This window comes from Agrobacterium vitis, from assembly GCF_013337045.2.
Taxonomy (GTDB): Bacteria; Pseudomonadota; Alphaproteobacteria; order Rhizobiales; family Rhizobiaceae; genus Allorhizobium; species Allorhizobium vitis_B.
Window position 1 is genome coordinate 1,011,200 of the sequence record NZ_CP118259.1, and the last position, 19,984, is coordinate 1,031,183.

Here is a 19,984-nt window from a genome sequence, read left to right on the forward strand (position 1 = left end):
TCAACCGGAATGCACCAGTTCCGCCTGCAACACAGCGTTCGGACCGGGATTATGCCGTAGAATGGAGAGATTGGACCGATGACCATCGCCAGCACCGCTTCACCCGTCCCGGCGGCAGCCGCCCTTGACCGGCAAAGCCGCAACCGCCGCGCCCTGCGCATCTGGCTCGGCCTGGTGATTCTCGCGCTGTTTGCCCTGGTTCTGGTCGGTGGGGCAACGCGGCTGACCAATTCTGGTCTGTCGATTACCCAATGGAAGCCGATCCACGGTGTCATTCCACCGTTGAGCGCGGCGGAGTGGGAGGAGGAGTTCAAGCTCTACCAGCAGATCCCGCAATATGAGCTTGTCAACAAGGGCATGACGGTCGAAGCGTTCAAGACGATTTTCTGGTGGGAATGGGCGCATCGCTTCCTGGCCCGCAGCATCGGCGTGATCTTTGCTTTGCCGCTGGCGTTTTTCTGGGTCACCGGACGGATCGAGAAGCGTTTGCGCTGGCCGCTGGTCGGTATCTTGGCGCTCGGCGGCTTTCAGGGCTTTATCGGCTGGTGGATGGTATCATCGGGCCTGTCGGAGCGCACCGAGGTCAGCCAATACCGGTTGGCCACCCATCTGGTCACGGCCTGTCTGATCTTCTCATCCTGTGTCTGGGTGATGCGTGGGCTTGCCCGCCATAGTGCCGATCCGGCCCCGACCGTGCATTCGAGGCATTGGGCAATTGCGCTGCTGTGCCTTGTGCTGTTCCAGATCTATCTGGGGGCGCTGGTGGCAGGGCTGGATGCCGGCATGTCCTACAATACCTGGCCGCTGATGGATGGGGCGCTGATCCCCGGCGATCTGCTGGTCCAGCATCCCGTCTGGCTGAATTTCTTTGAAAACCCGAAGACGGTGCAGTTCGTGCATCGCATCGGCGCTTATACCGTGTTTCTGGTGGCGCTCTATCACATGGTCTCATCGCTGCGGGCGGCACCGGGAACGACCCATGCGCGCCGCAGTGTCGTGCTGTTTGCCATCGTTTGCTGTCAGGCCGCGTTGGGGATTTCCGCGCTGCTCATGCAGGTGCCGCTGCATGCGGCGCTCGCCCATCAGGGCGGCGCGCTGATCCTGCTCGGCTTTACGGTGGCGCATCTGCGCGGCTTCTATGGCGCCTATCCGCTACCCAAACCGGTAGCCTGAATAGGCCTTGCCCAGCGCCAGACCATTGAACGCCCGCACGCCTTTGTCCGCGCCCGCAGCCCCTGCGGCCACAAACAGCGGCACAAGATGGTCATGGTCAGGCACATGGCAGGCAAGCGCATCCGGGTTTTGATTCCAGAGGCTGAGCGTTGCGGCACGGGCATCCGGGTCGGGTATTTCTACCGCTGCCGTCAGCCAGTCATCGAACCGTTTGGCAACTGCTTCGTGGTCGGCATCGCGGCGGCGGAACATCTGCATATTATGGTAGCTCATGCCGGATGCGATGATCAGCACATTATCATCGCGCAGCGACTGCAAAGCCTTGCCGATCTCCAGATGGCTTTCCGCATCCAGTGTGTTCTTCAGCGACAGCATCACGACAGGCACATCCGCATCCGGATAGGCAACCATCAGCGGAATGAACACACCATGGTCGAAGCCGCGCGTATCGTCCCCCGCTGAAGCGATGCCTGCCTGTTGCAGCAACTCGCGGACATGGGCGGCCAGCGCCGGATCGCCCTTGGCGGGATAGGTTATCTCATAGGTATGGGCGGGAAAGCCGTAATAATCATAGAGCATGCCAGGGGCTGCTGCCGTGCTGACGGTGACCTGGGGTTCCTTTTCCCAATGGCCGGAGACGATGAGAATGGCTTTCGGCGTGACGCCGAGATCGGCAGGCAGGCCTTGCAGAAAGGCCGCAAGATCGTCCCAGGGGCCTTTGCCCTGGTCGTCTTTCGGAAAATCCATGAAGGGCCAGGGCCCGCCGCCATGAGGGATGAAATAAACGGGAAGACGGCTGTCGGTCATGGGATGCTCCTGAAGATATGACCCGAATATACGCCGTGGCGGCAACCAGCACGAGAGGCGGATCAGTCGACAAACTGTTCAGCAAGTATGGACCGTGCCAGCCGGGCAAAGCCAAGCCGCTCGCCAAGATTGGTATTGCCGGATGCGGTCAGCGGGCGGCTCAGCGTCCACGCGCAGGAGAGACCCGCATGAGCTGCGGCATAGCTGAGGATTTTGCGCGGCGAACAGCCCAGCGCCACCGAAAACCGCTGGCTGAGATCCATCGCGCGCCGGGGATCGAGAACCAGATCCGGGGCGTGGAGCGGATTGCCGAAGACATTGGCGACATCATAGGCCGTATCGCCCAGCAGACCCTGCGGATCGATGGCCAGCCAATTGCCACTGTCATCGCCGATGACATTATCGTGGTGTAGGTCGCCGTGTAGCGGCTTGATATCCTGTTGCTCGTCAAGCAGGCTGCGGGCAAGTGCTGCCGTCCAATGGATGATCTCGGCGATGGCCGGGTCAGACATAGTTTTCTCAAGCGCAAACAGCTCGCTGAAATGGACCTCTAGAGGCGTCAGCGCATAAGGAACAGGGGCGGGCGAGGGCGCATGCAGGCGCGCCAGCACCTTAACGATGATCTCCGTCGCTGCCGGATCTCCAACCTTGCCAAGATGATGGCGCAGCAGCAGGTCACCCGCATCGTCCAGCAGGGCGATGTCGTCGGCCTGATCGATGAGCCGGATTGCACCATTGCCAGCCCGCCAGCGCAAAAAATCAAGGCCGGGCCGTTCACCGCTACCCTCCGGCTTCAGCGACTTGACGACCACGGGGCGTTGGTCCTGCATGGCTCGGTAAACGAGGCTGCTGGGGGTATCGGCGATCAGCCTGAGATGCGAAAGCCCCCATTTCTCCATCAGAGATGGAGGAAAGACGGGGGCTTTCAAAGGGCTACTCAAACGATTAAGCCGACAGCATCAGGTCCATGTTCTGGACGGCTGCACCGGACGCACCCTTGCCGAGATTGTCCAGCACGGCAACGAGATTGACATGGTCGGTGCCCGGATTGCCGAACACGAAGAGTTTCATTGTGTCCTGGCCCACCAGTTCCTCGGCATCGACGCGACCGAGCTTGGCGCTGTCTTCGAGAGCGACGACCTTGACGATGTCCTGCCCGGCGTAATGGGCGCAAAGTGCCGAATGGATGCTCTCCACGGTCGCACCATCGGCCAGATCCTCCAGGAACAGCGGGACCTGCACGATCATGCCCTGGGGGAACCGACCGACCGACGGCGAAAACAGCGGCGCGCGATCCAGCAGGCCGTGGGCCTTCATTTCCGGCACATGCTTGTGCTTGAGGTTCAAGCCATAGACGTAGTTATTGACGGTCAGATGCTCGGGATGGCTCTCGTCTTCCATCTGCGCGATCAACTGCTTGCCGCCGCCGCTATAGCCGGACACGGCATTGACGGACACCGGATAGCCGTTCGGCAGGATGCCAGCAGCCCGAAGCGGCCGGATCAGCGCGATGGCGCCCGTCGGGTAGCAGCCGGGATTGGCAACGCAGCGCGCCGAGCGGATCTTGTCGCCCTGGTCCTTGTCCATCTCGGCAAAACCATAGGTCCAGTCCGTTGCAACGCGGAAGGCGGTGGACGTATCGATGATCCGCACACTGTTGTTGCCAGCCAGCATCGACACGGCCTCTTTCGAGGCATCGTCGGGCAGGCACAGAATGGCGATATCGGCGCTGTTGAGCATGTCCTCGCGCAGGGCGGCATTGCGGCGCTGCTCTTGCGGGATCGACAGCAATTCCACATCGCGGCGGTCGGCCATGCGGCTGCGGATTTGCAGACCGGTGGTGCCGTGTTCGCCGTCAATGAAGATTTTCGCTGTCATTTTACCCTCTCTTTTCAGGAGATTGTCCGCTTTTGCGGATTCAAATCCTGAATTGCTTGAATCAGTTTATCAACCAGATCGCGCCAGTCGTTCAGCGCGCAGACCCAGCATATACATCGCCACCGTTGCCCCTGCAATGGCGGTGATATCGGCATGGTCATAGGCGGGCGCTACCTCGACTATATCGGCTCCTCTTATGTCGAGCGGATGAAGGTTTTGCAGAACCGAGAGGATTTTTGCGCTGGATGGTCCACCTGCCACCGGCGTGCCGGTGCCGGGGGCAAAGGCAGGGTCGAGGCAATCGATGTCGAAGGTGAGATAAGCGGGCTGGCCCGCCGTGTGATCGAGGATCAGCGCGGCGATCTCGGCAGCGCGCATTTCCTCCACATGATGACCGTAAAGCATGCGGATGCCGCAATCATCAGGCGCATGGGTGCGGATGCCAATCTGGATCGAACGGGATGGGACGATCAGGCCTTCGCGCACCGCCCGCCCGACGAAGGAACCATGGTCGATCCGGTTGCCATCATCGAACCAGGTATCCTGATGGGCATCGAACTGCACCAGCGCCAGCGGCCCATGTTTGGCGACATGGGCCTTCAGCAGCGGCCAGGTGATGAAATGGTCGCCGCCAAGCGTCAGCAGGAAATTCGCCTTTGAGAGAACATGGGCGGCTTCCTTTTCAATCGTGGCCGGTGTTTCCCAATGATTGCCATAGTCCAGGCGGCAATCACCGTAATCCACGGTGGGCATGGCCGCGAACAGGTCGCGCTCGAACGGATATTGCGGGTCGTTGTCGAAAATGGCCGAGGCACGGCGAATGGCCTGCGGCCCAAACCGGGCGCCGGGCCGGTTGGAGGTGGCGGCATCGAAGGGAATGCCCCAGACCGCCGTGTCCACCCCATCCAGCAGTTTGGTATAGCGCCGGCGCATGAAGGAGAGCACCCCGGCATAGGTCGGGTCAGTGGCTGCCGATGTGAGATCGCTAGCCGTGAAGGCGTGGTCTATGGATTTATCTGCCAAGGTATTTGATCCGCATCCGGTAATCTAGAGTCTGTCAGGTTCATATTGAACCAGACAAACTCTAGCTTCTCTTGTTTTCGTTTGTCTTTTCGCGAAAACCGGGTTCCACTTGTCTCTGACAAACTTTATGCAGCAATCCTATAGAGGCCTCGGCCTGTGTCAAAGCAGCATTTGCGTAAAGACAGTCTGCGGATAAGGCGTGATGGCATCGCGGGCGATGATGCGCTGCCGTGCAAGCCTTTCGGGATCGCGCACCAGCTTTTCGGTGACATCAATCAGCTCGTCATAGGGTGCGGCCACGATGCCCTGGGTAAAACGCTCCTCGATCTGCGTCGCCTGTCCGTTGACCTCGCCGACAACAGGCACGCCATTGCTGAGCAGATAGAAGACCCGCACGACCTCGAAAATCTGCGCGTCGAAAAAATGCATGTTCAATACGGTTTTGGAACGGGCGATCCAAATGTCACGGTCGCGTCCATAGGCGTTGAACAGGCGCTTGACGGCAAGGCCCCGGTCACGCAGGCCATCGATGATGGCGGCACGCCGGTCGTTCATCGAGCCATAGAACAGCACGTCGATATCCTGGTGCGGCGCAGGAGTAATGCGATCCAGTTCATTCTGGAAGCCCAATTGCAGATATTTCGCAGGCCGTCCGCCGATCTGGCTGAGGATCTCGATATTGGCCCGGCTGTAATCCCAGATTTCCAGGCCGGTCTGAAGCCATGTGAGAATGCGCTCACGCACCGGCGCGTCAATCGCCGAGAGCGGTTCGGCATTGACGATGACAGTGTTCGGCTTGAGATCGGCGATATCCTGCGGCGTCAGCAGATGGGCGCCGAAAATGATGTTGATTGCGTCATGCGCGAAGGCATTGAAATTCACCACCGATTGATGCCCTAGCGCTCGCAGCGAATAGCCCAGCGCCTCAGCGACCTCCACGAAAGCCATAGAGTGTATGAAGCCATCAGGCCTCACGATACAGATATTATATTTTTCAGAACCCATGTCACCGACCAGTCGTTACGAGGCCGTCATTGACGCGTGGTGCATGACGGTAAAGGCTGTAACCATCACGCATCAGGCTTTCGCAAAGCTGTAGGCCGTCCACGTTTGCCACCAGGATATTAAAGAAGCTGCCGGGTGAAGGTCACTTGCGGATAGCGCTTGATGGCGTCGCGGGCGAGGATGCGTTGTTTCTCGAGCCTGGCAGCATCGTGCACCAGCTGTTCCGTAACGTCGATCAAATCACCATAGGGTGCGGCGACGATGCCCTGCGCAAACCGATCATCGATCAGCGTTTCTGGCCCATTCACTTCGCCGACGACGGCCACGCCATTGATGAGCAGATAGAATACGCGCACGACTTCGAAAATCTGCGATTCCAGCAGATGCATGTTCAAAACCACTTTGGATCTGGCGATCCAGGCGTCGCGCTCACGTCCATACACATCGAACAGATGCTCGATGACAAGTCCCCGGGCTTGCAAGCCGTAGAGAATCTCTGCGCGACGTTCATTCATCGAGCCATAGAAAAGCACGTCGATATCCCGGACCGGGGCGGGCGCTATGCGGTTCAGTTCTTTCTGGAAGCCCAATTGCAGATATTTGGCTGGCCGCCCACCGATTCGGTTGAGGATCTCGATATTGGCGAGGCTGTAATCCCAGATTTCCAAACCGGCATTGAGGCAGATGAGAACCCGGTCACGTGTCCGTTCCGAAGTTGCCGACAGCGGTTCGGCATTGACAATGATCGTGCTTGGGTGAAGGTCGTGAAGGTCCTGCAAGGGGAGGAGATGCGCGCCGAAGATGATGTTGACGGCGTCGTCGGTCACTCTGTTGACAGAAAGAGCCGTTGGATACCCCAATTCTTTCAAGGAATAGTCGATGGCCTCGGCGACTTCCTCGAAGGCTTTGGAGTGACCGAAGCCTTTCGGCTCCACGATGCAAATATTGTAAGGCCGTTTGATCATTTTCAATTCCAAGGTTCCGTCCGCTGCATCGGTCAAAATGAAGCCGATGGCACCACGCAATCCTTGCTTTGTCAGCCTTTCGCAAAGCTGTAGGACCGCTCCACTTTTGCCACGCGCACCTCATAGCGGCTGTACCATTCCGCACGACCCTGGTTTTGTGCGGCCAGATGATCCACGACCTTTTTCCAGGCGCGGATTGAGGCTTCATCGCTCCAGTAGGAATTGGTTATGCCAAACCCTGTCGAATCACGAGCGGATTCCACACCGAGAAAGCCTGGCTGTTGGCTGGCAAGCGTAACCATGGCTTCGGCCATGTCATCGTAGCCATTGTCACCTTCGGTTCTGACCGAAGAAAAACAGACGACGTAATAAGGGGGAGAAGGCAGCTTGGCAAAACGTGACATCGCTTGCGGCTTTCGGCTCGAGTGAGGAGTGGCATGCCGCCAGTTTGCTCCTTCAGTCGAAATAGACCAATTCAAATTGGTGATCGGACAAATAAAAAAGCGGAGCCGAAGCCCCGCTTTTCCAATGTAAAATTCCAGAGACGCGATTAACGCTTGGAGAACTGGAAGGACCGGCGAGCTTTTGCCTTGCCGTACTTCTTACGTTCAACAACGCGGCTATCGCGGGTCAGGAAGCCACCCTTCTTCAGAACTGAGCGCAGGCCCGGTTCGAAGTAGGTGAGGGCCTTGGAAATGCCGTGACGCACAGCGCCAGCCTGGCCGGACAGACCACCACCGGTAACGGTGGCGATAACGTCGAACTGACCGGTGCGGGCAGCAGCGACGACTGGCTGCTGCAGGATCATCTGCAAAACCGGACGTGCGAAGTAAACCGGGAAGTCGCGGCCATTGACCGTGATCTTGCCGGTGCCGGGCTTGACCCAGACGCGGGCGATTGCGTTCTTGCGCTTGCCGGTCGCGTAGGCGCGGCCTTGAGCGTCGACCTTACGGACGTGAACGGGAGCCGAAGCTTCCTGCGCAGTGCCGAGATCCTTCAGGGAAGAGAGGTCAGCCATACTTAGGCGCTCCTTACGTTCTTGCTGTTCAGCTTGGCCACGTCGAGAGCGACAGGCTGCTGGGCTTCGTGGGGGTGTGCAGACCCGGCGTAAACGCGCAGGTTCTTCATCTGGCGACGGCCAAGCGGACCGCGGGGAATCATACGTTCGACAGCCTTTTCAAGAACGCGCTCCGGGAAGCGGCCTTCGATGATCTGGCGCGCCGTGCGTTCCTTGATGCCACCCGGATAGCCGGTGTGCCAGTAATAGGTCTTGTCGGTGTATTTCTTGCCGGTCAGGACGACCTTTTCGGCATTGATGACGATGACATTGTCGCCATCATCGACGTGGGGAGTATACGTGACCTTGTGCTTGCCACGCAGATAGGTGGCGATCACGGTGGCGAGGCGACCAACAACGAGCCCTTCGGCGTCGATGATGACCCACTTCTTCTCCACCTCTGCAGGCTTCTGAACGAAGGTAGACATGAGGTTCAACTTTCTTTTGGACCCTTTCAGCCCTTAAGGGCCGGTCGGGCGTTTCTTGTTGCTTGTCTTGTGCGTTTTGATGCGCACAAAAAGAATGCGGTCCATAAGGGCCGCAAGCTGGCGGCTTTATAGTCGCGGCGCCGGGTTCGGTCAAGGATGGTTGATTGGCGACAGCGTTCGAAAAGCCAATAGAAAACAAGTGATTAGCTATGTGGTATTATTTTACCGCAAAATACTTTGCCGTCTTGTTTGAATTTCGACCTTTTCATTGGTGCAAACGGCGGGGCGGTCACGCTGAACTTGCCAGGGTTGCGACGAGAAGGCTCATCCGCGGCACCCGGTTTGAGGTCATGGTGGCAGAGAAGTCTGCATTATTTGAAAGTGCTCACCAGCTGCTTTCTAACTCTGAGACGCACTTATCTTTTCCTCTCGGACGAGAGGGGAGATGCCCATGTGCGATGCCTAATGGTTTCTGTAGACGGCGTGAGGCGAGTGCTTCGTTTTGAGACAAATCGCTCTGTTGCTCCGGCTTGTTTCGGGATGAGGATTTTGCAATCAATGGTGGTACTGACTAGCCGTTGAGATGCGTAACTCGAGGCTCTTGCGTCAACACAGGCTTACGCAATGGGGGTGATCGATAATCAAATCGATTTAAATTCTGGCACGTCTAACGACATTTCGAGTGAAATAATTTTTACCTAAAACTACTTGTAATCATTAGGGAATTCAATGTTTGAGGGTGCTAAAATGCACATGAACAAAATATGAACAAAAAGCGAACATAATAGCATTCATCTTTATGAATGTGATGCTGATCACATCAAGCTTGAAAATTCCCTTAAAAAGAGCATACTAATGATAGCGATAACATGACGACCGCTTCCATGTCTCCTCGAAAGGCGGAGAGAGTATTGGTGCGTCATTATCTCTTAGGTTGTGTTGAGCTTGTCGATTCTTGGTTGGCAGAGGTATGGTTGTGCAAAAAAAGGTTACTTAATCGAGAAAATGGTCTCGCGCATGGCACTGTGTAATGTGTCATTGCGGGACCTTGCGTCTTTGCAAACAGTTAAGCCAAATTTGCTATCCTGTGACCGGGACCTAGAGTTTGCCTTAGGAAGAGTGAAGCCCGGTTTTCCTGAAAAGACAAACGGCAGCACGAGAGCAAAGCATATCTTCAGAGTAGCTTTTCACGCTTTGAATTTTTGTTTTGCCGCATGTCGTTATCGCAAAACCGCTGCCCACTTTTGAGCGACAGGTTTTAGGGACGGATTGTCTGGAGAAACGGCTGTCGAGCCGGGAAGGATAAGCCATGAGCCACGACCACTATTCCGATGACTATCTCTGCACGATTCTGGCGCGCACCCGCACTGTCGCGCTGGTTGGAGTGTCCGCACGCGACGACCGGCCCAGCCATTGGGTGCTCGGTTTTCTGCTCGGTAAGGGCTATCAGGTCTTTCCCGTCAATCCCGCGCTTGCTGGCACCACAATTCTTGGCCGCCCTGTGCATGCACGCCTCGCTGATATAGGCGTGCCAATCGATCTCGTCGATGTGTTTCGCCGCTCGGAAGCCCTCAGTGAGGTGGTGGATGAAGCCATGGCTCTGGAGAGACGACCAAAAGCGATTTGGGGTCAATTGGGTGTCCGCGATGATGAAGCGGCGGCAAAAGCCGAGGCGGCAGGCATCGATGTGGTGATGAACCGAGCGCTGGTCGCTGAATATCCGCTGGTCTACCAGGCCAGTCATATTGCCCATCGCTCCCCAACCGCCGCCTGATAGCAAGCGGCACCGGCGATAATCGCGCTGCCTTGCGCGGTTAGCGCCGTCTTGGTGGTTTATCCGCGGGCCGGGTGTTCTCTTAGAGGGAATAATGCGGGACGAAGCGGATAAAGCCGTCCTGCAGGTTTTCCACCGGTTTGCAGTTCAGCACCGGGCAGGCAGGATTGTCGCGTGTCGGTACCGTGGCACGTTCGGCATACTCGCCTGGCGAACAGGAATTGGTGTTGCGAACGTAGCGATCGTAAAGCGCCATGCCCGGCACACGCTTCGAGGGATAGCGCAGCACGGCAGCGCCCTGGTCTCTCAGGATTTGCCGGACATTTTCGCAGGCAAGCGTGGTCGAATTGTAGCGCTCGATCGCCAGCGCACTGCTGCCCCATAAGGAAATGGCAACGCAAAAGCTCAACCGTATCATCGGGTTCATCGGAACATCTCCATCAAATACATTCGCCAATCCCTATAGCATGTCCTTGTCCCAAGCCCGCCGCACACTTACTGATGACATGCTGTATATCTCTTCTTAACTGGGGCGGTTGTGCTTACGATCAAGACAGGGTGCAATTCCAGAGGATCACAGCAGCGTGCTTGGGAGAATGACATGCAGCATGACGTTTATGAGAGCGCTTATCTCAAGACCATTCTGGAAACGGTCAAGACTATTGCCCTGACCGGGGCCTCGCCCAATCCGGCGCGGCCAAGCCATGGGGTCATGCATTTTCTGCTGAACCAAGGCTACCGCGTTATTCCGGTCAATCCGGGGCAGGCGGGAAAGGACATTCTGGGGCAGACTGTTTTTGCTTCGCTTGCGGATATTCCTGAACCGGTCGACATGATCGATGTGTTCCGTGCTTCCGAATATCTACCCTCCGTGGTGGATGAAGCCTTGGGGCTCACGCATGTGCCGAAAGTGATCTGGGCTCAGCTTGGCGTGCGTGACGACCAGGCCGCCGCCCGCGCCGAGGCCGCCGGGATCAAGGTGGTGATGAACCGCTGCCCGGCCATCGAATATCTCAAGCGAAACTGGAGCCGGACAGTCACTAGGCCGATCGGGTAAGAGATCTATAGCCATCAAAAGTCTGTGCAATTCTCCAAAAAAGCCCGGACTTTCAAACAGGGCATGAGGTAGCGTTTCATCGGCATCGGTGTAATGCTCTGCCGCACTATTTCAGGGAGGATAACCATGGCAAACAACAATCCGGGCTTTGCGACACTGGCGGTGCATGCTGGTGCTCAGCCGGACCCGACGACCGGCGCACGCACGACGCCAATTTACCAGACGACGGCCTTTGTGTTCGAAAATGCCGATCACGCCGCCGCCTTGTTTGGCCTCAAGCAATTCGGCAATATCTATACAAGGATCATGAACCCGACCCAGGGCGTGCTGGAAGAGCGAGTCGCTGCTTTGGAAGGCGGCACGGCGGCATTGGCGGTGGCATCGGGCCACGCGGCGCAGATGTTGGTCTTTCATACCCTGATGCAGCCGGGTGATAATTTCGTTGCCGCCAAAAAGCTCTATGGCGGGTCGATCAACCAGTTCGGTCACGCCTTCCAGAATTTCGGCTGGCAGGTGCGCTGGGCCGATACCGACAATCCGGCAAGCTTTGAGGCGCAAATCGACGAGCGAACCAAGGCGATCTTCATCGAAAGCCTTGCCAATCCCGGTGGTACATTCGTCGATATTGCCACTATTGCCGATGTTGCGCGCCGCCACGGACTGCCGCTGATCGTCGATAATACCATGGCCAGCCCTTATCTGGTCCGGCCTTTGGAATACGGTGCCGATATCGTCGTGCATTCCGCCACCAAATTTCTCGGCGGCCATGGCAATTCCATGGGCGGGGTGATCGTCGATGGTGGAACGTTCGACTGGTCGCAATCGGACAAGTTTCCGAGCCTGTCACAGCCGCGCAGCGAATATGGCAATGTGGTTCTGCATGACGCCTTCGGCAATATGGCGTTTGCCATTGCCTGCCGGGTACTCGGGCTACGCGACCTCGGACCGGCGATTGCGCCGATGAATGCCTTCCTCATCCTGACCGGCATCGAAACCTTGCCGCTGCGCATGCAGCGTCATTGCGACAACGCCTTGAAGGTGGCGCATTGGCTGAAGGCCCATGCCAAAGTCGCCTGGGTGCATTATGCGGGCCTGCCGGATGATCCGAACCATGCGCTGCAACAGCGCTACGCGCCAAAGGGGGCTGGCGCCGTTTTCACCTTCGGGCTGAAGGGCGGCTATGAGGCGGGCAAGGCGCTGGTGGAGGGATTGCAGCTGTTTTCCCATCTTGCCAATATCGGCGATACCCGCTCGCTGGTCATTCATCCCGCCTCGACCACCCATGCCCAATTGACCCCGGAGCAGCAGGTGGCGGCCGGTGCAGGGCCGGAGGTTGTGCGTCTGTCCATCGGGATCGAGGACCCCGACGATATCATTGCGGATCTTCAACAGGCCTTGTCAAAGCTCTGATGGGGCTTGCCGACGATGGTTGCTTTCAGAGGATTTCAGCGTTTGCATGGAAACGCTGAAATCCTCTATATCCCGCTGGGCCTCTTTGCTCTGAGGGTAATCCTGGTCAGTTCTGACGGCACGCCGAGCCTGAGCGCAAAGCCGGGCCAGAGTGCCGTCCCATTGTTCACATAGAGCGTCATGCCGCCAATGATATAGCGGCCCGAAACAAAGCCGTTATTGGCACGGGCGACTAGCCGGTCAAGGCCCAGAACCATGCCACCATGCGTATGACCCGACAGTTGAAGCGCAACCCCTGACGCCGCCGCCTTGGCTGCCGACATCGGCTGATGGTCGAGGAGAATGATTGGCGCATCTGCAGGTGCTCCCTGGAGTGCCGCTGCAAGGTCCGGGGCGGATGCTCCGTGCGCGGCGGCGGAGCGATCCGTCACGCCTGCCAGCACGATTTTTGTATCGCCTTTTGTGATCACAGCATGGGCATTGGAGAGCATGTTCATCTTCAAAGTCGCGAGATGGGCCATCCAGCCCTGGAAATTGAAGAAGTATTCGTGGTTGCCAGGAATGGCATAGACGCCGTCGCGTGCCTGCAAGTTTGCAAGCGATGCGACATCATCCCGCCGGCTCGCAACGTCACCGTCGATAAAGTCTCCCGTGATGACGATGAGGTCGGCGTCCAGTTCGTTGGTTTTCGATACGACTTCCTCGGTCCAGCGGGCAAGGAACAGGCGGCTGATGTGGAGGTCGGTCAGTTGAACGAGGCGGTAGCCGTCAAATGCTGGCGGTAGTCCTGCAATAGGAATTTCGATGTCCTTTAACGGCGGCACCCGGATTGCCTGGCTGACCGCGTATGCGGAAAGGCACAGCGCTAAGGCTCCAAGGACGTACCGCAGACTGGCTGGGATGGACGGGAAATTGCCTTTGAACAGCATGATCGCAAAGGAAATAACGTCCAGCACGATCTGGAACACGGCGAGCAGGATGATCGCGCCAAACAGGAGATTGAACGCGATGATCAGCGGACGGGGAAACTCGGGCGAAAACACCGAACCGGACGAAAGGCGGCTGAAGAAATGATATTGCGAGGCGATTAACAGGAGAACCGCCAGCGCCACCTTCGCCGACCAGATCCAGGGCAAGGGCTGGATGAAGCGGATGACGACGATCAGCCAGGGAAGTCCAAATATCAGATGAAACATTAATTGTATTCTTTCGGGGTGTAGACGGGCAACGCGACCTGTTCCGTGTTGTTGTTTCCGGCTTCTTCATTGTCGAGATCGGATGTCGCAGCATGTAGCGACTTGATTTGGTCAAGGTCTTGAATGTTGTTCCCACGAGTGCGTTAGACAAGAGCCATCGTCTACAACGGCGGAAACGCCGATCTGGATCAGTGATGCTGCTGCATGAGTCTTTGAACGGGTTACTGCTGAAGAAAAAAATCATGCAGCTTGCTGTCGTACAGATGCGGAAGTCGCTGTCTTGGTGGAGACATTTGGCGCAGCAGAGTCTATTCTCCAATTAAATCAACCCTGCCGACAATCTATGGCGTTGGCGAACACATCATTTGATGAATGCGCGAGACAGAGATCATGATCACATCGCTTCGCTTCGATTTGTCCGCCGTTCAGCCGGAAGAGGGCGCTCCCGCGCCGGACCGGCTGGTCGCCGGAGATCCGCGCTTTCTCACCTGGAGTATCGATGAGCCCGGTCAAGGGCTCTATGCCGGGGTCTGGCAGTCCACGCCCGGCACGTGGCGAATCGTCTATGACGAATGGGAATATTTTTCCGTTTTGGAAGGCTATTCCATCGTCACGGAAGACGGCGGGGAGCCGATGCATCTGCGCAAGGGTGACAGGATGATTCTTCGTCCCGGCTTCACGGGCCTATGGGAAGTGGTGGAAACCACAATGAAGGATTACGTCGTTCGGTTTTGAGGCGGCTGCCGCTACCAGACGAGATCGAGCTTTTCCAACCCGTGGAAATGATAGAGGTCCTTGACTTTTGGGGTCCCTGCCAACGCCAGACCCGGCAGGCGCTGGAACAGCAACGGCAGCACCAATGACAGTTCCAGCCGGGCGAGGGGCGCGCCGATGCAGAAATGAATGCCGGCGCCGAAAGAAAGGTTGGCGCCATCATTGCGCTGCGGCTTGAAGGTCAGAGGATCAGGAAACTTGCGCGGGTCGAGATTGGCAGCGGCCAGGATCAGGCCGATCTTATCGCCTCGGCTGAAGGAGACACCGTCGATCTCGCAGGGCTCCAGGCAGTAGCGCTGGAAAATATGCACCGGCGCGCAGATCCGCAGACATTCCTCAACCGTGCGCTCCGTGGCGGCGGTATCGCCAAACAACCCCTTCGGGTCCAACCCGCTCTCTAGGATGATCCGCACCGCATTGCCGATCTGGTGCACGGTTGCTTCATGTCCGGCATTGAGCAGCACCACGGTCGTCGAGATCAACTCGTCATCGGTGAGATACTGGCCTTTATGCTCGGTATGGATCATGTGGCTGAGCAGGTCGTCACGCGGCTCGCTACGACGCTCGGCAATGACACCGCGCAGATAATTGGAGAACTCCCGGGCAGCGCGCTCTGCGGCATCCTCATGGGCGCGGGTGCGGTTGAAAACATACATGCCGACATAATCATGGCTCCAGGCCAGCAATTGCGGCCCCATTTCGTCGGGAATGCCGATCATCCGGGCAATCATCGTCACCGGAATGATTTCGGCGAAGGAAGACAGCAATTCCGTTTTGCCTTGCGCTTCGAAATTATCGATCAGCCTGTTGGCGAGCGCGAGAATGTCAGGCGTCATTTTCTCGACATGGCGGGACACGAATGCGCGGTTAACCAGCGTTCGCAGCCGTGTATGTTCCGGCGGCTCCAATTCCAGCAGTGACCAGGCCTCGGCGGCATCGAAGGCTCTCGTATGATCGGCAGGCTCCGGCCAGCCGAGTTCTTCGCGGCTGGCGATCTGCAGGATCTGCCGACCGAACCGCTTGTCGCGCAGCAAACCATTGACCAGATCGTAACCGGTGAAAAACCATTGCTGCTGCTCACGCCAGAAAAATGTCGGCGCCTGCGCATGCAGCATGGCATAGACCGCATTCGGGGCTTCGAAAAAACCGGGATGGCCAGTGTCGAGACTGACCGATCTCTGGTGGGGATCGACGGAGAAAAACGAGGAATGCGGCATGATCGGTTCGCGGATTCTTTCTTGACGAGGCTGAAAGAGCCTCCTTACTCGAGATGTTGCTGTGTCGAACGCTGGCTGAGGCGGCGCAGGGCTGCGACCTGACGGTCTGCCTCATTGTCGATTGCCGCCGGTGTGCCGCGCTCCTCGTTGGGCGTCAGGCAAAAAACGCTTTCGCCACGCGCCACGGCAGTTCTGTTACGACCATCGGCCTTGGCTGTATAGAGGCCGTGATCGGCCTGGCGCATGGCTGTATCGAAGTCGAAGGCGTCGGCGGAGGCCGCCGACAGGCCAATGCTGGTGGTCAGCCTGACAACGCCCTGTTCTGTCGTGATCGGGGTTGAGGCGATCATGTAGCGGATCCGCTCGGCAACGCCGGCAGCTTGGCGCAGGTCCGCAACAGGGATGACAGCACAGAATTCCTCGCCCCCGGAGCGGGCGAAAATCGCGTCATTTCCAAGCGCGCTACCTGTCATCTGCGCGAAGTTGGACAAGACCGTATCGCCGGCCTGATGGCCGAATGTATCATTGATATGTTTGAAATAATCGAGATCGAACACAAGAAGGGCCAGAAACCGGTCTCTGGCGACAGTGTGTTTCAGCTCGCCTACGGTCTCGATCAGGCCACGCCGGTTCAATACACCGGTGAGGGGATCGGTGCGCGACAATTGCTTCAGTTCCCGTTCGTTCCGGTCCATGACGATCCGGGCCAGAAGCACCATGGCCGAGACCAGGCAGACAATGACGAACAGGCCGATATAGTCGCTGAGGGCAACCTCATGCTGGCCTTCCGGCATGCCGATCAGGCTGGCGGAACCGATCACCGCACATGACAGCGCTTGCAGTGTCCACAAGGCCGCAAGCATCCGACGATATTTCCGTGCTGTCATGCGCGACGTCATGGCCGTGACCGCGAGCATCACGAAACAAAGCATGCTGGCAAATTGATGGGTCGCCAGACGATAGGCGTAGGTATCCCGTATAACCGGATGGATCAGGAGGAGGCCCCAGAGCAGCAGCGGTGCCGCGATCCACCAGCCGGGTTTGCGCCCGTCAAACAGCCGCAGCGCACAGATCCAGAAACAGAAGCCGCATAGTACGATGGCGTTGCCGCCGTAAATTGCCACAGGCGGCGGCAGGTCGTTGCGAAGCGCGATCAGCATTGCGCCAATGCCGTGACAGGCAAACCCGATGGCCATGTAACCATAATAGCGATGCCGTGGCGCGCGCAGCCATATGGTGATCAGCAGGACCGCCAGCGTGATCGCCTGGGTCCCCCACATCAAAAAAGCTGTCTTGATGTCGAGCAAGGCGGTCGGCCCTCGTCATTCTCTGGTTTTATGCTTCCGAATGAAAGCCGGGATGATCTATCGGTGATCATAATCGATTTTTTCTTTTGGTTGCAAATTCCGATTGGACCTATCACGCCCTATTCACCATGTTGTCGATTTTCTGTGTATGGCTTGGCCGGGCAAGCCACCGCCCATGGGGCGCTTTCGGTAAAACAGCGAGAATGCGAGAACCAATCCATGCAAGCGATTAAGGATATCGTGTGCTCGCGTCTTGAAGTGTTGGGGGCGAACACTCTATGTAGGGATTGACAGCATTTGAATTGATTCCCTCAGCCCGGATCGGCATCGGGCCTGACAGGCTTCGGGAATGGGTTGAAAAGGACGGACATGAGAAATCCAGTTGATACCGCCATGGCTCTGGTGCCTATGGTTGTGGAGCAGACCAATCGCGGCGAACGGTCCTACGACATCTACTCGCGTCTGTTGAAGGAGCGCATCATTTTCCTGACCGGACCGGTCGAGGATCATATGGCGTCGCTTGTCTGCGCCCAGCTGCTGTTTCTGGAAGCGGAAAATCCGAAGAAGGAAATCGCGATCTACATCAATTCTCCCGGCGGCGTCGTGACTGCCGGTATGGCGATTTACGATACGATGCAGTTCATCCGTCCGGCCGTCTCGACGCTGTGCGTCGGCCAGGCCGCCTCGATGGGATCGCTGCTTCTGGCGGCCGGCGAAAAGGGCATGCGCTTTGCGACCCCCAACGCTCGCATCATGGTGCATCAGCCGTCCGGCGGTTTCCAGGGTCAGGCCTCCGACATCGAGCGTCATGCCCGCGACATCATCAAGATGAAGCGTCGCCTGAACGAGGTCTATGTCAAGCATACTGGCCGCACGCTGGAAGAAGTCGAGCACACGCTGGACCGCGACCACTTCATGGAATCCACGGAAGCCAAGGACTGGGGTCTGATCGACAAGATCCTGACGACGCGTTCAGAAATCGAAGGGGTAACGCCTTCTTGATGTCTTTTGGCGGCGGGCTTTCGATGGAAACGCAAGGCCGGATCCATCCAGGGGGTTTAAACTGCCGCCGAAAGCGCTAATAGTTATTAAGGCTATGTTGAGCTTTTATGACATAGCCTGAATATTCTCAGAGGTTCTCGTTGCCGTCAGCTCATGAATATGACTTTTGAGAGCTGAATAGTACCTCTGAACCGAATGTCGCCCGGATGGCCGGGCGTGCGGTATCGGGCGACATGACTAGACCGCGAGCCGGTAAATGGCGGTGCGGCGTGCTGGAAGGAAAAAGTTATGAGCAAGGTCAGCGGAAGCAACGGCGGTGACTCGAAGAATACCCTGTATTGTTCGTTCTGCGGCAAAAGCCAGCACGAGGTCCGGAAACTGATTGCCGGCCCGACGGTTTTCATCTGCGATGAATGCGTCGAACTCTGCATGGATATCATCCGCGAGGAAAACAAGAGTTCGATGGTCAAGTCGCGCGATGGCGTGCCGACACCGCAGGACATCATCAAGATCCTCGACGAATATGTGATCGGCCAGAGACAGGCCAAGAAGATCCTGTCCGTCGCGGTCCACAATCATTACAAGCGCCTGTCGCATGCCTCCAAGGGCGGCGATGTGGAGTTGGCGAAGTCGAACATCCTGCTGGTCGGGCCAACCGGTTGCGGCAAGACCTATCTTGCCCAGACTCTGGCGCGCATCATCGATGTGCCTTTCACCATGGCGGATGCGACAACGCTGACGGAAGCCGGCTATGTCGGTGAAGACGTTGAAAACATCATCCTGAAGCTGCTGCAATCGGCCGATTACAATGTCGAGCGCGCCCAGCGCGGTATCGTCTATATCGACGAAGTCGACAAGATCAGCCGCAAGTCCGACAATCCGTCGATTACCCGCGACGTGTCTGGCGAAGGCGTGCAGCAGGCGCTTCTGAAGATCATGGAAGGCACTGTCGCTTCGGTTCCTCCCCAGGGCGGTCGCAAGCATCCGCAGCAGGAATTCCTGCAGGTGGATACGACCAATATCCTGTTCATCTGCGGCGGTGCTTTTGCCGGTCTCGACAAGATCATCTCGGCTCGTGGCGAAAAGACCTCGATCGGCTTCGGCGCGACGGTTGTGTCGCCGGAAGATCGCCGCGTCGGCGAAGTGCTGCGCGAACTGGAGCCGGAAGATCTGGTCAAGTTCGGCCTGATCCCGGAATTCATCGGTCGTCTGCCGGTTCTGGCGACGCTGGAAGACCTGGACGAGGACGCGCTGATCCAGATCCTGTCCGAGCCGAAGAACGCGCTGGTCAAGCAGTATCAGCGCCTGTTCGAAATGGAGGACGTCGAATTGTCCTTCCACGAGGACGCGCTGCGCGAAATCGCCCGCAAGGCGATTACCCGCAAGACCGGCGCTCGTGGCCTGCGCTCGATCATGGAAAAGATCCTGCTCGACACGATGTTCGAACTGCCTGAGCTTGAAGGTGTGCGCGAAGTGGTGATTTCCGATGAAGTGGTGCGCGGTGCCGCCCGTCCGCTCTACATCTATGCGGATCGCCAGGAAGAAAAGGCCAACGCTTCGGCGTGAACCTCCGCAAATCTCTGAACAGCTTTGAAGCCCGCCGCGTGCGGGCTTCTGCGTTTCTACAGGGTGGGGCCGTATCGGTGCTTGGATCTATGGTTCTCGTCGTTTGTCTTTTCGGCAAAACCGGGTCCCACTTTTCCCTGCCAGACTCTAAGTCGTTTGCAGGGCGTTTTTGAATAGTTTATGACTATCACAAGGTGCTTCGCGCGATGTGACAGATTCGGTCGAAGGCAGGTTTGCCCCAGGCGAGTGTTTGATCTCTTCGGATGCTGGAATGCCTGGCACGCGTATCAGGGTAGGGCGGCTTCGGTCGCCGTGGTTGGGCAGTGCCGGTGCGTTTTGTTGTTG

General features: G+C 57.5%; 20 protein-coding genes. 7 read left to right on the top strand and 13 right to left on the bottom strand.

The features are described 5' to 3' along the window. Positions 1 to 78: 78 nt before the first annotated feature. Complete coding sequence (locus G6L01_RS04690) at positions 79 to 1,173, top strand: COX15/CtaA family protein (protein ID WP_070167240.1); 1,095 nt, start codon at positions 79 to 81, stop codon at positions 1,171 to 1,173. On the opposite strand, the gene G6L01_RS04695 is transcribed toward G6L01_RS04690, so the two are convergent. From G6L01_RS04695 to rplM, 9 genes are all read right to left on the bottom strand, one after another. Next, positions 1,153 to 1,980 (bottom strand): DODA-type extradiol aromatic ring-opening family dioxygenase, encoded by an 828-nt coding sequence (locus G6L01_RS04695; protein WP_070167239.1) that lies wholly within the window; start codon positions 1,978 to 1,980, stop codon positions 1,153 to 1,155. The two genes, G6L01_RS04690 and G6L01_RS04695, sit on opposite strands and share 21 nt — an antisense overlap. Positions 1,981 to 2,042: 62 nt before the next feature. After that, the gene (locus tag G6L01_RS04700) at positions 2,043 to 2,909 is read right to left on the bottom strand and encodes an aminoglycoside phosphotransferase family protein (protein ID WP_070167238.1); all 867 of its coding nucleotides are present in this window, start codon (positions 2,907 to 2,909) and stop codon (positions 2,043 to 2,045) included. Positions 2,910 to 2,925: 16 nt separating this feature from the next. After that, positions 2,926 to 3,858 carry an N-acetyl-gamma-glutamyl-phosphate reductase gene (gene argC / locus G6L01_RS04705; RefSeq protein ID WP_070167237.1) on the bottom strand — a complete coding sequence of 311 codons (933 nt, stop codon included), beginning with the start codon at positions 3,856 to 3,858 and terminating at the stop codon, positions 2,926 to 2,928. 69 nt (positions 3,859 to 3,927) lie between these two features. After that, the gene (gene speB / locus G6L01_RS04710; RefSeq protein WP_070167236.1) at positions 3,928 to 4,881 is read right to left on the bottom strand and encodes an agmatinase; all 954 of its coding nucleotides are present in this window, start codon (positions 4,879 to 4,881) and stop codon (positions 3,928 to 3,930) included. Positions 4,882 to 5,040: 159 nt separating this feature from the next. After that, on the bottom strand, positions 5,041 to 5,829 hold the full coding sequence (locus tag G6L01_RS04715) for a CgeB family protein (RefSeq protein WP_234891983.1): 789 nt from the start codon (positions 5,827 to 5,829) through the stop codon (positions 5,041 to 5,043). A gap of 176 nt (positions 5,830 to 6,005) precedes the next feature. Next, positions 6,006 to 6,851, bottom strand: a complete 846-nt coding sequence (locus G6L01_RS04720) for a CgeB family protein (RefSeq protein WP_070167279.1) — start codon at positions 6,849 to 6,851, stop codon at positions 6,006 to 6,008. Positions 6,852 to 6,922: 71 nt separating this feature from the next. After that, a complete protein-coding gene (locus G6L01_RS04725; protein WP_070167234.1) occupies positions 6,923 to 7,255 on the bottom strand; it encodes an antibiotic biosynthesis monooxygenase family protein in 333 nt (110 codons plus the stop codon). 146 nt (positions 7,256 to 7,401) lie between these two features. Then, the gene (rpsI, locus tag G6L01_RS04730; protein WP_015915627.1) at positions 7,402 to 7,869 is read right to left on the bottom strand and encodes a 30S ribosomal protein S9; all 468 of its coding nucleotides are present in this window, start codon (positions 7,867 to 7,869) and stop codon (positions 7,402 to 7,404) included. A gap of 2 nt (positions 7,870 to 7,871) precedes the next feature. Then, positions 7,872 to 8,336, bottom strand: coding sequence for a 50S ribosomal protein L13 (gene rplM / locus G6L01_RS04735; RefSeq protein ID WP_015915628.1), 465 nt, complete (start codon positions 8,334 to 8,336; stop codon positions 7,872 to 7,874). A 1,309-nt stretch (positions 8,337 to 9,645) separates the two neighbouring features. On the opposite strand from rplM, the gene G6L01_RS04740 reads away from it, so the two are divergent. Continuing rightward, a complete protein-coding gene (locus tag G6L01_RS04740; protein ID WP_070167233.1) occupies positions 9,646 to 10,110 on the top strand; it encodes a CoA-binding protein in 465 nt (154 codons plus the stop codon). An 82-nt stretch (positions 10,111 to 10,192) separates the two neighbouring features. On the opposite strand, the gene G6L01_RS04745 is transcribed toward G6L01_RS04740, so the two are convergent. Further along, positions 10,193 to 10,537 (bottom strand): hypothetical protein, encoded by a 345-nt coding sequence (locus tag G6L01_RS04745; protein WP_322192752.1) that lies wholly within the window; start codon positions 10,535 to 10,537, stop codon positions 10,193 to 10,195. Between the two features lie 174 nt (positions 10,538 to 10,711). On the opposite strand from G6L01_RS04745, the gene G6L01_RS04750 reads away from it, so the two are divergent. Then, positions 10,712 to 11,167 (top strand): CoA-binding protein, encoded by a 456-nt coding sequence (locus G6L01_RS04750; protein WP_174089194.1) that lies wholly within the window; start codon positions 10,712 to 10,714, stop codon positions 11,165 to 11,167. A gap of 126 nt (positions 11,168 to 11,293) precedes the next feature. Then, a complete protein-coding gene (locus tag G6L01_RS04755) occupies positions 11,294 to 12,577 on the top strand; it encodes an O-acetylhomoserine aminocarboxypropyltransferase (RefSeq protein ID WP_070167232.1) in 1,284 nt (427 codons plus the stop codon). A gap of 65 nt (positions 12,578 to 12,642) precedes the next feature. On the opposite strand, the gene G6L01_RS04760 is transcribed toward G6L01_RS04755, so the two are convergent. Then, a complete protein-coding gene (locus G6L01_RS04760; RefSeq protein ID WP_070167231.1) occupies positions 12,643 to 13,773 on the bottom strand; it encodes a metallophosphoesterase in 1,131 nt (376 codons plus the stop codon). A 390-nt stretch (positions 13,774 to 14,163) separates the two neighbouring features. On the opposite strand from G6L01_RS04760, the gene G6L01_RS04765 reads away from it, so the two are divergent. Next, on the top strand, positions 14,164 to 14,508 hold the full coding sequence (locus G6L01_RS04765) for a cupin domain-containing protein (protein ID WP_070167277.1): 345 nt from the start codon (positions 14,164 to 14,166) through the stop codon (positions 14,506 to 14,508). Between the two features lie 11 nt (positions 14,509 to 14,519). Here G6L01_RS04765 and G6L01_RS04770 read toward each other — a convergent pair whose 3' ends face one another. Further along, a complete protein-coding gene (locus tag G6L01_RS04770; RefSeq protein ID WP_070167230.1) occupies positions 14,520 to 15,764 on the bottom strand; it encodes a cytochrome P450 in 1,245 nt (414 codons plus the stop codon). Positions 15,765 to 15,808: 44 nt separating this feature from the next. Further along, positions 15,809 to 17,044, bottom strand: coding sequence for a GGDEF domain-containing protein (locus G6L01_RS04775; protein WP_081357315.1), 1,236 nt, complete (start codon positions 17,042 to 17,044; stop codon positions 15,809 to 15,811). Between the two features lie 396 nt (positions 17,045 to 17,440). Between G6L01_RS04775 and clpP the strand changes: the two genes are divergently transcribed. Beyond that, a complete protein-coding gene (gene clpP / locus G6L01_RS04780) occupies positions 17,441 to 18,073 on the top strand; it encodes an ATP-dependent Clp endopeptidase proteolytic subunit ClpP (RefSeq protein WP_015915638.1) in 633 nt (210 codons plus the stop codon). A 288-nt stretch (positions 18,074 to 18,361) separates the two neighbouring features. Next, a complete protein-coding gene (gene clpX, locus G6L01_RS04785) occupies positions 18,362 to 19,639 on the top strand; it encodes an ATP-dependent Clp protease ATP-binding subunit ClpX (RefSeq protein ID WP_015915639.1) in 1,278 nt (425 codons plus the stop codon). The last annotated feature ends 345 nt before the right edge of the window (positions 19,640 to 19,984 follow it).

Excerpts from the sequence above, each read along its gene's own strand:
- G6L01_RS04690 (WP_070167240.1), top strand. The coding sequence starts at position 79 with ATGACCATCGCCAGCACCGCTTCACCCGTCCCGGCGGCAGCCGCCCTT.
- rplM (WP_015915628.1), bottom strand. The coding sequence starts at position 8,336 with ATGTCTACCTTCGTTCAGAAGCCTGCAGAGGTGGAGAAGAAGTGGGTC.
- clpP (WP_015915638.1), top strand. The coding sequence starts at position 17,441 with ATGAGAAATCCAGTTGATACCGCCATGGCTCTGGTGCCTATGGTTGTG.
- argC (WP_070167237.1), bottom strand. The coding sequence starts at position 3,858 with ATGACAGCGAAAATCTTCATTGACGGCGAACACGGCACCACCGGTCTG.
- G6L01_RS04765 (WP_070167277.1), top strand. The coding sequence starts at position 14,164 with ATGATCACATCGCTTCGCTTCGATTTGTCCGCCGTTCAGCCGGAAGAG.
- G6L01_RS04770 (WP_070167230.1), bottom strand. The coding sequence starts at position 15,764 with ATGCCGCATTCCTCGTTTTTCTCCGTCGATCCCCACCAGAGATCGGTC.
- G6L01_RS04720 (WP_070167279.1), bottom strand. The coding sequence starts at position 6,851 with ATGATCAAACGGCCTTACAATATTTGCATCGTGGAGCCGAAAGGCTTC.
- rpsI (WP_015915627.1), bottom strand. The coding sequence starts at position 7,869 with ATGGCTGACCTCTCTTCCCTGAAGGATCTCGGCACTGCGCAGGAAGCT.
- G6L01_RS04760 (WP_070167231.1), bottom strand. The coding sequence starts at position 13,773 with ATGTTTCATCTGATATTTGGACTTCCCTGGCTGATCGTCGTCATCCGC.
- G6L01_RS04740 (WP_070167233.1), top strand. The coding sequence starts at position 9,646 with ATGAGCCACGACCACTATTCCGATGACTATCTCTGCACGATTCTGGCG.
- G6L01_RS04695 (WP_070167239.1), bottom strand. The coding sequence starts at position 1,980 with ATGACCGACAGCCGTCTTCCCGTTTATTTCATCCCTCATGGCGGCGGG.
- G6L01_RS04745 (WP_322192752.1), bottom strand. The coding sequence starts at position 10,537 with ATGAACCCGATGATACGGTTGAGCTTTTGCGTTGCCATTTCCTTATGG.
- clpX (WP_015915639.1), top strand. The coding sequence starts at position 18,362 with ATGAGCAAGGTCAGCGGAAGCAACGGCGGTGACTCGAAGAATACCCTG.
- G6L01_RS04715 (WP_234891983.1), bottom strand. The coding sequence starts at position 5,829 with ATGGCTTTCGTGGAGGTCGCTGAGGCGCTGGGCTATTCGCTGCGAGCG.
- G6L01_RS04775 (WP_081357315.1), bottom strand. The coding sequence starts at position 17,044 with ATGTGGGGGACCCAGGCGATCACGCTGGCGGTCCTGCTGATCACCATA.
- G6L01_RS04750 (WP_174089194.1), top strand. The coding sequence starts at position 10,712 with ATGCAGCATGACGTTTATGAGAGCGCTTATCTCAAGACCATTCTGGAA.
- G6L01_RS04725 (WP_070167234.1), bottom strand. The coding sequence starts at position 7,255 with ATGTCACGTTTTGCCAAGCTGCCTTCTCCCCCTTATTACGTCGTCTGT.
- G6L01_RS04755 (WP_070167232.1), top strand. The coding sequence starts at position 11,294 with ATGGCAAACAACAATCCGGGCTTTGCGACACTGGCGGTGCATGCTGGT.